The organism is Paenibacillus taichungensis, assembly GCF_013359905.1.
GTDB lineage: Bacteria > Bacillota > Bacilli > Paenibacillales > Paenibacillaceae > Paenibacillus > Paenibacillus taichungensis.
Map to the genome: position 1 here is coordinate 1 of NZ_JABMCC010000047.1, position 293 is coordinate 293.

General features: G+C 50.2%; 2 rRNA genes. Both read left to right on the plus strand.

The features are described from left to right. Positions 1–131 (plus strand): 23S ribosomal RNA (locus tag HP548_RS00310); the annotation flags it as partial. Between the two features lie 80 nt (positions 132–211). After that, positions 212–293 (plus strand): 5S ribosomal RNA (rrf, locus tag HP548_RS00315); the annotation flags it as partial.

Below are 293 nucleotides of genomic sequence, written 5' to 3' on the forward strand. Positions count from 1 at the left end.
GTGAAGCCCCCCTCAAGATGAGATTTCCCAGTATGTAAGACCCCTTGAAGACGACGAGGTAGATAGGCTGGGGGTGGAAGTGCAGCAATGCATGGAGCTGACCAGTACTAATCGGTCGAGGGCTTATCCAATATGCAGGTTATAAATTGCAAATTTCGTTTCGGATCTAGTTTTCAGAGAACAAACTCTGAGATGTAAGCTAAGCTATGCGTTTGGTGGCGATGGCGGAGGGGTTCCACACGTACCCATCCCGAACACGACCGTTAAGCCCTCTAGCGCCGATGGTACTTGGA